This window comes from Candidatus Magnetobacterium casense, assembly GCF_019173545.1.
Classification (GTDB): domain Bacteria; phylum Nitrospirota; class Thermodesulfovibrionia; order Thermodesulfovibrionales; family Magnetobacteriaceae; genus Magnetobacterium; species Magnetobacterium cryptolimnobacter.
The window spans coordinates 1-9,987 of sequence record NZ_JABXWD010000107.1; the positions used below are offsets into that span (position 1 = coordinate 1).

At 50.0% G+C, this 9,987-nt stretch carries 10 protein-coding genes; 6 read left to right on the plus strand and 4 right to left on the minus strand.

The window, feature by feature from the left end; translation table 11 throughout:
- From HWQ67_RS07490 to HWQ67_RS07505, 4 genes are all read left to right on the plus strand, one after another.
- Window positions 1-523, plus strand: a 523-nt coding sequence (locus HWQ67_RS07490; RefSeq protein ID WP_218252062.1) for a coiled-coil domain-containing protein, incomplete at its 5' end; no start/stop codon positions are given.
- Between the two features lie 140 nt (window positions 524-663).
- A complete protein-coding gene (locus HWQ67_RS07495; RefSeq protein ID WP_218252063.1) occupies window positions 664-1,038 on the plus strand; it encodes a response regulator in 375 nt (124 codons plus the stop codon).
- A complete protein-coding gene (locus HWQ67_RS07500) occupies window positions 1,035-1,670 on the plus strand; it encodes a hypothetical protein (RefSeq protein ID WP_218252064.1) in 636 nt (211 codons plus the stop codon). The genes HWQ67_RS07495 and HWQ67_RS07500 overlap by 4 nt, the downstream gene beginning before the upstream one ends.
- An 11-nt stretch (window positions 1,671-1,681) precedes the next feature.
- Window positions 1,682-2,662, plus strand: a complete 981-nt coding sequence (locus HWQ67_RS07505) for a diguanylate cyclase (RefSeq protein ID WP_218252065.1) — start codon at window positions 1,682-1,684, stop codon at window positions 2,660-2,662.
- A gap of 22 nt (window positions 2,663-2,684) precedes the next feature.
- On the opposite strand, the gene HWQ67_RS07510 is transcribed toward HWQ67_RS07505, so the two are convergent.
- From HWQ67_RS07510 to HWQ67_RS07525, 4 genes are all read right to left on the minus strand, one after another.
- Complete coding sequence (locus tag HWQ67_RS07510) at window positions 2,685-5,780, minus strand: efflux RND transporter permease subunit (protein ID WP_218252066.1); 3,096 nt, start codon at window positions 5,778-5,780, stop codon at window positions 2,685-2,687.
- Between the two features lie 366 nt (window positions 5,781-6,146).
- A complete protein-coding gene (locus HWQ67_RS07515) occupies window positions 6,147-6,404 on the minus strand; it encodes a hypothetical protein (protein ID WP_218252067.1) in 258 nt (85 codons plus the stop codon).
- A gap of 496 nt (window positions 6,405-6,900) precedes the next feature.
- The gene (locus HWQ67_RS07520) at window positions 6,901-7,527 is read right to left on the minus strand and encodes a Fic/DOC family protein (protein WP_218252068.1); all 627 of its coding nucleotides are present in this window, start codon (window positions 7,525-7,527) and stop codon (window positions 6,901-6,903) included.
- Complete coding sequence (locus HWQ67_RS07525; protein ID WP_218252069.1) at window positions 7,472-7,678, minus strand: antitoxin VbhA family protein; 207 nt, start codon at window positions 7,676-7,678, stop codon at window positions 7,472-7,474. Before HWQ67_RS07525 ends, HWQ67_RS07520 begins: the two co-directional genes overlap by 56 nt.
- Window positions 7,679-8,024: 346 nt before the next feature.
- Between HWQ67_RS07525 and HWQ67_RS07530 the strand changes: the two genes are divergently transcribed.
- Complete coding sequence (locus HWQ67_RS07530) at window positions 8,025-8,963, plus strand: dihydroorotate dehydrogenase (RefSeq protein ID WP_218252070.1); 939 nt, start codon at window positions 8,025-8,027, stop codon at window positions 8,961-8,963.
- 7 nt (window positions 8,964-8,970) lie between these two features.
- Window positions 8,971-9,789 (plus strand): SAM hydrolase/SAM-dependent halogenase family protein, encoded by an 819-nt coding sequence (locus HWQ67_RS07535; RefSeq protein ID WP_218252071.1) that lies wholly within the window; start codon window positions 8,971-8,973, stop codon window positions 9,787-9,789.
- Window positions 9,790-9,987: the final 198 nt, after the last annotated feature.

Below are 9,987 nucleotides of genomic sequence, written 5' to 3' on the forward strand. Positions count from 1 at the left end.
AATGCTTGACACATTCAAGACGGTTAAAAACCTTAAAGATGCCGGTTTCTCTGAAGAACAGGCAAAGAGCCTTACTGACGCCCTGATTGAAATACAGTCCGCAAGCGTGGAGCACCTTGCAACAAAGACAGACTTGATGGCTATAAAATCTGAACTGAGAGACGAAATCGCAAAACTCAGGGAAGACATGGCAAGGCTGGAAGGAAGAGTCAACACAAGACTCTCCGAAATGGAAAACAAGTTCGGTGCAAAGTTCTCCGAAATGGAAAACAAGTTCGATGCAAAGTTCTCCGAAATGGAAGGCAGGTTCTCCGGCTTGGAAAACAAAGTATCCGGCCTGGAAAACAGAGTGTCCGGCCTGGAAAGCAAGGTATCCAGCCTGGAAGTCAAAATATCCGGGCTTGAAGGTAAACTCGACAGCAAGATATCCGACGCTAAATCGGACATTATCAAGTGGGTGGCAGCCATGCTCGTAGCTCAGTCTGCATTGATAGCCGCCCTGGTGAGGCTCTTATCACACTGAGGCTCTTATCACACTGAGGCTCTTATCACACTGAGGCTCTTATCACACTGAGGCTGCTATCACAATGAGGCTGCTACTACCGATGACAGCGACAGTCGTGTCTCACCAAACTTTAACACATATATTAAGGAAGGTGCTTGATGACTTTTTCGATACTGGTCGTTGATGACTCGAAAACGGCACGATTTATGATTAAAAAAGAGCTGTTATCGATTATCACGGAAAAAGAGGTGGTCTTTACTGAGGGGGCAAGCGGTAAAGAGGCAATCGATAAATGTCTTAATGAGAGTTATGACATTATATTCTTAGACCTTACAATGCCCGACATTACCGGATACGACGTCCTTGAGACTCTTCAAAAACAAGGGGTAAAGACAAACACTATCGTTCTAAGCGCTGATATACAACCCGGGGTTAATGAACGGGTTAAGACATTAGGCGCTATTGGATATTGCAAAAAGCCGTTTTCACACCAGGCGCTGGTTGCCATACTTAAGGATAACAATATCCTGTGATTAGCTTCAGTGAGGACGAACATGACTGCTTAAAAGAGGTCTTTAACCTCGCAATGGGACAGGCTGCCTCTGACCTTGCCGTGTTGTTGAACTCATTTGTAGATATGCAAGTCCCTGACATCAAAATAGTAAAGGCAGAAAAAGTGGTAGAGGCCATTATCGGGGATGCCTCCTGCTGGAGAGACGAACCGGTAACTGCAACCCGCCAGACCTTCTACGTCGATAGCATTGCAGATGGTGAGGCCATCATAGCCTTTGACGACCAGACCTTCGACAACGTCTCCAAACTCATAGGCTTTGAAGAAAAAATAGACCGCCAATATAAAATCGAACTGATGCTTGAAATGACCAATATAATGGTCAGCGCCTGCCTCAATGGCATTTCAAACCAATTGTTTGGTAAAGACATGTCCTTTGCCCCACCCATGCTACTTTCTGAAAACAAAACCTATAAAAAAATTATATACGACACATTTCAACGCAGTCAACTACACTGGAACCACACCATGTTGGCCAAGATAGCGTTTAAACTAAAAAATGAATCCTTCAGGAGTGAGATGCTATTATTCTTATCTGAAAAATCAATACTTGCAATACATGAATCTATAACCAGGAAGCTCTCGGAGCTATAGGGGTATATATTATGGTTGTATCGATAGATGACTTTATAAGCAGAGCTATAATAGACAGCCTCAACACGGGTATCGTTGTCATTGACCTGTCCTACAACGTGGTGATGTGGAACAACTTTATGGTCAAGTACGCTGAACTGTCAAAGGAAGAGGCATTGGGCAAGAACCTCTTTGATGTATTTCCGTATTTGCCAAAGGGGTGGCTGGAACTTAAGTTTAAAAGTGTGCAGATACTAAAGGGGTATTCCTTCATATCATGGAAGCAGAGGGCATATCTGTTTAAGTTTCTCCATAATCGTCCCATAACCGGGGGTGTAGATTACATGTTTCAGGACTGCACGTTTTTGCCAATCCTGGATGAAAACGCACAAGTAACCAGCATCTGCATCATCGTGCAGGACATGACCGATATAGCCATCTCCCAGAAGATGATTGACGAGGTACTTGACGCCAATAAGATGCTTCAACAGTTGTCTTACTATGACGGTTTGACCAACATATATAACAGGATGTATCTGGAAAAGCTACTTGAGAGGGAGTTTGAAAACGCAAAGACGGAAGGTGCTCCCTTTTCAGTGGTCATGTTTGATTTGGACCACTTCAAGAGGGTCAACGACACCTATGGACACCTCGCCGGGGATGACGTGCTAAAGGCGGTTGCAAAGACGGTTGCTAGTCACCTGCGGCAGGCAGACATCCTGGGCAGATACGGTGGAGAGGAATTCCTCATCATTGTACCGAACATCTCCGATGCTGAACTGATGTTGTTCTGCCAGCGAATAAGAACCTCCATAGAGGAGACGGTAGTACAGCACGACGGTATAGATATAAGGGTCACCCTGAGCATTGGTATTGCCCCCTACCGTGAGAGTATGACGGACTACCTGCAGATCGTTCACGAGGCAGATATCGCCCTGTATCAGTCCAAAAAGCTAGGCCGAAATCGCGTAACAAGCTATGCGCAGATAGACGAAGTAACATGTGAGGGGTAGGCAGATTCGTCCCACCTTACCGTTATTTTTTCCCGTTTCCAAATATCCACGTGCTCATGTCATCGAACAACTCATATGCCGCGGGTACGGCAAAGAGCGTCAGAAACAGCGACGTGGCAAGTCCTCCGATTGTGGCGATGGCCATTGGGGAGCGTGTCTCCGATCCCTCACCAACACCCATGGCTATGGGCAACATACCAAAGATCATGGCAACCGTGGTCATCATAATGGGGCGAAGACGCACGGGGGCTGCCTCGATTATCGCCTCATGGGTCTTGTAACCGCGCTCCTTGAGCGTATTGGTGTAGGCAACGATGAGTATGGAGTTCTTCTTGACAAGCCCCATCAGAAGAACCAGACCAATGAAGCTGAATATGTTGAGCGTCTTACCGGTCAGTAACAACGCCCCAAATGCCCCGATAAAGGACAACGGCATCGCCAGGAGTACTGTCACCGGATGAATGAAGCTCTCAAACTGCGCTGCAAGTATCATGTAGGCCATAACCACACCCAAAAATATGGCAACGGTCAAGTAATAAAACGACTCCCCCATGAACTCCGCTATCCCCTTGTATATCGTGGTATAGTCTGGGGGCAGCACGCCGTTTGCGATTTCGTCCAGTTGCGATGTTGCCTGCCCCATGGGGATGTTTTCAAGGTTTGCAAACAGAAAGATCGCCCTCTGTCTGTTGACCCTGATGATGCTTGTTGCTGAGGCGCCTTCGGTGACCGTCACCAGGTTTGACAACTCTATAAGTGCCCCGCTCCTGGAACGGACATAGAGGTTTGCAATTGTCTTGGGTTGTGCCCTGTCCTGCTGGTTTAATCTGACCCTGACGTCATAGCGTCTGCCCCTGGAGCTGTCCTTGTAGTGTGTGATGTCGGCCTCACCGCCAATGAGAACGTTTATGGCCTCTGCCACCGTTGCCACGTCCACGCCCAACTCCGCAGCCCTGTCACGGTCTATCACAACTCGCACCTCGGGCTTGCCCTCCTCGAAGGAAGTATCCACGTCAACGATTCCAGGCAGCTTTGAATACTTGTCTGTTATCTCCTTCATGTAGGTTTTAAGGGCATTGAGGTCACCGCCACGGACTATAAACTGGATCGGGGCATTTCTCAATCCACCGCCGACGATTGAAATGTCCTCAACCGTTGCCTTCAGTCCGGTGACGCCCTGGGACAGGAGTCTTCTGATATCGGCCTTTACCTGCTCCTGGGTCTTTTTCCTCTGTTCACGAGGCGCCAGCCCAACAAAGAGCGAACCCTTGTTTATTTCGCCCGTCATCTCAAATCCCTGAGCATAGAACACGGTCTTGACCTCGGACACGGCACTTACAATCTCCTCGGCTTTTTTGAACATGCCGTCAACGGCCTCTACCGAGTAATCAACCGGGGCCTGTAGGCGTACCACAAAACGCCCCTGGTCTTCGGGCGGCACCATCTCCTTGCCTATGAACTTCGTGATATACAGGCTGAAGGCAAATACACATCCGGCCAGAAACAGCACCTTCAACCTGTGCCTCAGCGCCACGATCAACATCCCCTTGTATGAGCGCTCAATATTGGAGTGCAATGCCTCAGACCACCTGTGAAACCACCTGCCAAGGGTCGTCTGTTTATGCTGCGGACGTATAAACCTTGCCGCCAACATGGGCGTCAGCGTAAACGAAACAAGCATCGATACCAAAACGGAAAAGACCACGGTCAACGCAAACTGCAAAAAGAACCTCCCGATAAGCCCCTTCATAAAGGCCACGGGCAGAAATATCGCCACAATGGAAAAGGTCGTCGCCACAACGGCCATACCTATTTCGGAGGTAGCCACGTGGGATGCCTTTACGGGGTCATCGCCGGCCTCCACGTGGCGGTAGATGTTCTCTATCACGATGATGGCATCGTCTATGAGGATTCCGATACACAGAGACAGCGCCAGCATGGTCATGTTATTAAAGGTAAACTTGTAGTAGTTCATCAGTGCCAGCGTCGCAATAATGGACGTCGGGATGGCAATGGCGCTTATCAGGGTCAGGCGCAGGTTGCCCAGGAACAGGAGCACGGCCAGCGACGCAAACAGCCCCCCATACACCAGGTGGTGTTGAACCTCCCTGATGGATACCTTTATAAACGTGGACTGATCAAAGCTGATATCGAGGGACATGCCCGGGGGCAGGGCTTTTCTGATCTTTACGAGTTCCGCCTTGATCCTGTCAACGACCTCAACGGTGTTTGTCCCCGATTGTTTTTGTATGCCGATGCCCACTGACATGTGGCCATTAAAGCGTGCCACAGAGCGTTTCTCCTCCATACCGTCCTCGACCCTGCCAACGTCCTTGAGGCGGACAGTGGCGCCGTTGCGGGATGCCAGGATTAGGTCGTTAAACTGATTGGGATGTGTGAACTCGCCCTTTACCTTTATCGAGTATTCCTTGGAGTTGCCCTCGATCCGTCCGCCGGGGAGTTCGACATTGCCGCGTCTGAGGGCGTTGACCACGTCGTCGTAGGCGATTTCGTATGCCTTCATCTTTGTTGCGTCCAACCATATCCGCACCTGACGCAGCCGCAGACCGGCCATACTCAACGCCCCAACCCCGTCGATCTTCTGGAGTTGTTCCTTTAGTGTTTCGTCGGCATACGTGGATAACTCGCGGACTGATCTCTTGATTGTCCCAGGGCGTTCCTGGGCAGTGAGGGCCAGCCACATCACCGGATTGGCGTCGGGGTCAACCTTTTCGATGGTTGGTTCTTTGATGTCCTGGGGCAGTTGTGCCCTGACCAGCGACAGTTTTTCGCGCACATCGGCCACGGCCAGGTTTATGTCCCTGTCTAGGACGAACTCCACCGTTGTGATCGACGTGGACTCGTAGCTCGATGACGTGATTGACTTAACGCCGTTGATCGTGTTGATTGCCTCTTCGATCTTGTCCGTGACATCGATGTCCATGATTTCCGGGCTTGCACCGGGCAGTCTCGTGGTGATGTTGACAATGGGAAAGTCCACCCGCGGCAGTAGGTCTACACCAATGTCGGGATAGCTCACCAGTCCCCAGAGCACAAGGGCAAATATAAACATCGTGGCAAGGACTGGTCGCCGTATGGAGATATCAGCTAACCACATGGCTCAAGATTTTCAACCTTCGTTTTCATTGTCACGGTGTATTTTACATCTACTGGCCTTGATATAACAAGCGTAAAAAAACTCATCGCTATCTTGACAGACAGGGTAATCGCATTTGAGCGGGGAAAAAAGAAGGGGGAGGCGCTCTGCCCTCCCCCTCAGACCCCTACCTGCAAGGAGGCCAGCCCCCTTGACCCCATTAAAGTGCGGCGTCGGGTGAGAGACTTTGCTCGCGATTTCTTTATTTCTTTGTGTTCGGTTATCGTTTTGTCTAATGTAGGATTAAGTTAGGCGGCCAATATGATAGGCCACTGACACTACATTGAAACTCAAAGACACAGTCAACTATTAACTATCGCTTATATCTCATATTTTATCAAATTTGTATCCTTTAAAGCAATGTCCACAGATAGAAATAGGTTTTCCTGTGTAAAATGCCGCCTCTATTGCGTCTTTTACGCTATAGTAGGGGCCTAACGCTCGGCCAATTCCGCTTATCAAAGCATCAATTCTAGCTTGACGAGTCCAGTGAGCAATATCAATTTCTCCTTGATTATTTGCTGTAGTGTGATGGATCATTGCACAGTTATTAGGCATGTTTTCGTTAACATAGTAAACGTCCACAACAAGTTCCTCCTTATTTTCTAACTAACAAATTAAACGGCCTACGGTCGCTGATACTACATTGAAATTCAAATACCAGAATTTATTCTACCATACAGAAATATAAAAACATGCTTACATCAGACAAATTAGGATTCTTTTGTCTAATGTTATTACCTACCACGCCCACAGTTGATTGTGTTACTGCCCATCGTCTGCCTGTGTAAATCCTGTACAGTATTTCAAAAAAACCTCCGTAATTAACATAATTTCTATTCTAACTGAAAATTTATATGCTGTCAAGAGAAATTTATTTCACATTCCAAAATCCTTATATGTATGACATAGCAAACAACACAACCGACAATGTGCATCCCCACCCCCAACTACCAGCCCTCGCAAGAAGGGGTCAAGGGGACTGGTCCCATTGCGGGGGAGGTCAAGGATGGGGCGGAGGGGGTGGGGCACCCCTGCCACAAACCGCCCTCCTTGTTTCTTTTCCTATCCTAAACCGGTATTAAAAATCCCTGATATTGACCTGAATGCAAGCCAAGAACCCTGAACAATCGCCGTGCTGAAACGATGCAATACCGGCTTGAGTCATATCGTCCTGGCTGACGTTTTTCCATTCGATATAATAGCCGTTTGCGTAGGCCAAATGGCTTATAAATTCGCGCTGTGTGCGTCCGTTGCCTTCACGGAAGGGGTGCAGGGCGTTGAGTTCGCCAAGATAAAAGGCGGCTCGTTTGCAAAAATTTGCCTTCGATAATCCGGCAAGATGTTTTTCTTTTGCCAACTTGTCGGATATCAATTTCGCTGCCGCTTCAATATGGATGTGGTGGGCAAAAAGATTATCACCCTTGGCAATATTTATATCACGGCATTGCCCCGCCCATTCGTACAAATCTTTGAAGATATAGCCGTGGATGGCCTTTAAATGTTCGAGGTCAAAATTGCCTTTAAGCGGGTTTTGTGAAAGCTCGTAGGAACGCGTGCCGGCAAAACAGGCCTCGGCCTTTTCGAGTTCTGCTTTTGTTGTAATGCCAAGTCTGTTCTTTAGAATGCCGGTCGCCGCATCGGTATAATGGTCAGAGTCTGAGTACTTTGACACGGGCGTAACGATCATAGAGATTGTTGATAACATCAGAGGTGGTTATTTCGCCGCGCATCACACGCTCTAAATCGGCAACCGTTTCAGGCGGTACCATCAAACCCTCAAGTTGTTGCTGGGCAATGGCGTGATCGAATGCGCGCTTATTGCGTTGAAACTCATAATCTGTCACCGTTTTCTCCATACGCTCTATTGTAGCACAAAACGGGTATTAACTACACTATACAAAATGACTCCATTTGCCCCTGTATTTACGGCTTTATGGCTAAAAATATCTATCCTTTTGAATACTTTTTAGGCATCCTGTAAAACTCTTATTTTATACCGGCTTATCTCCATAGTACACCGCATAATTGTATAGTACCATGTGAGCATTTTATTGTCAACTGCTTCAAAAAATATTTGCCAGATTGACACATTTCATGGAGAATGTTACCATATTACTATGGATACCTTAACAGCTAACCCTTCAGCCCCCCCGCAAGGGGGCCAGCCCCCTTGACCCCTTCTTGCGTGGGTTTGAACTTAACATGAACCTTAAGGTATTTGTAGCCGGGTTGCAACTGAAAAACCCTGTGATGACGGCCTCCGGGACTTTCGGCTATGGGCTGGAGTATGCGGAGTTCTTCGACTTGAGCAGGCTGGGGGGTATTGTCGTCAAGGGGCTGTCCGTCAAACCTTCCCAGGGCAATCCACCGCCGCGGATATGGGAGACCTCTTGCGGGATGCTCAACAGCATAGGGCTTCAAAACATCGGCATACCGGCCTTTGTCCGGGACAGACTCCCGCTCTTGCGCCGGTATGACACGCGCATAATCGTGAACTTCTTTGGCGACACGATAGCGGACTTTGCCGAGGGTGCGGCAATGTTAAACGATGCCGTCGGTGTGGATGCACTGGAGTTAAACGTCTCCTGTCCAAACAAGGATGCCTCCCAGGTACGACCTGGAGCGATAAAGAATTGGAGCGCCTTTGGAACCAACCCCGTTGTCCTGGCGGAGGTGGTGGGGCAGGTCAGACGGGCAACGTCCTTGCCGCTGATCGTCAAGCTCTCGCCAAACGTTACGGATATCACCGAAATGGCACGGGTGGCGGTTGACGCCGGAGCCGACGCCCTGTCGCTGATAAACACGCTCACTGGCATGGCTATAGACATCGAAACCAGAAGGCCGCGGTTATCCAACATCGTGGGGGGGCTGTCGGGGCCGGCCATAAAGCCTGTTGCGCTTAGGATGCTCTGGCAGGTGCACAGGGCGCTGCCCGCTGTGCCGTTGATCGGCATGGGCGGGGTCATGACCGGGGCAGACGCCATAGAGTTTATCCTTGCGGGGGCTACGGCGGTGGCCATTGGAACGGCCAATTTCGTCAACCCGCAGGCGGCGTTACACGTAATCGACGGCATAGAGCAGTACATGGCAGGGCATGACATAGCCAACGTCAACGACCTGGTTGGATGCGTGGCCTGCTAATAGTCGGGTGGTCATTACGCTCCTGAGCGACTTTGGCCTGAACGATTCCTTTGTTGCCCAGATGAAGGGTGTGATATTGACGCTCAACCCGTCGGCGACGCTGGTTGACATTACCCATCTGATTGCACCATACGACGTCATGGGGGGTGCGTTGATGTTGGGAGGGAGTTTTAGCGTCTTCCCCGCGGGGACGATACACCTGGCGGTGGTTGACCCGGGGGTGGGGTCAGACAGGCGTCCCATTGTGGTAGTAACGCAGGACTACTTCTTTGTGGGGCCGGATAACGGCATCTTTTCGTGCATCTACAGCCAGGTCAAAGGGGACTTCCAGGTCTATCACGCAACGGCCTCTGAGTACTTCCGCAAGTGCGTCAACGGCGCTGGTGGCAGCGGCGCCATCGGCAGGACATTCCACGGCAGAGATATCTTTGCACCCCTCTGCGCACACCTCAGCAACGGCCTTGACCCCACGAGGCTGGGGAACAGGATCGATGACTTCATCACGCTTGACATGGCAGTCCCCACGGTCGATGTCGGCAGTGGCTCTGTCAGCGGGCAGGTCGTCTACATTGACCGCTTCGGCAACTGCATCACCAACATAGACGAAGGAATACTCAACACAACGTTCCAGGGCGTTTCTCCAGGGCAGGTGCGCGTAATCTTCAGGGACAAGGAACTACCCCTTACGGGTTGCTATGAGGAGGCCGGGCATTTGCAGTTGAGCGCACTGATCAACAGCAGCGGGTCGTTGGAGTTGTTTGTCAACCAGGCAAGCGCCTCCGAGCAGTTTGACATCCTCATCGGGCAACGGGTGATGGTCGGATGATGGGGTCAAGGTGACCCGTCCTTGCCACGATGTTTATATTTGCCCTTGTGCTCTGGGGGCTTTTGTATCTTCTTTATATTTCATGGTAGCAAAAGAAAGAAAGGGGCGGCTCCGCTTCTTTGTCGCTCCAGGAGGGGGCAGCGCCCCCCGGCTCAATGCGCTCCTGGCCCCCTTCAGAACCCCCCGCAAGGGGAGGGG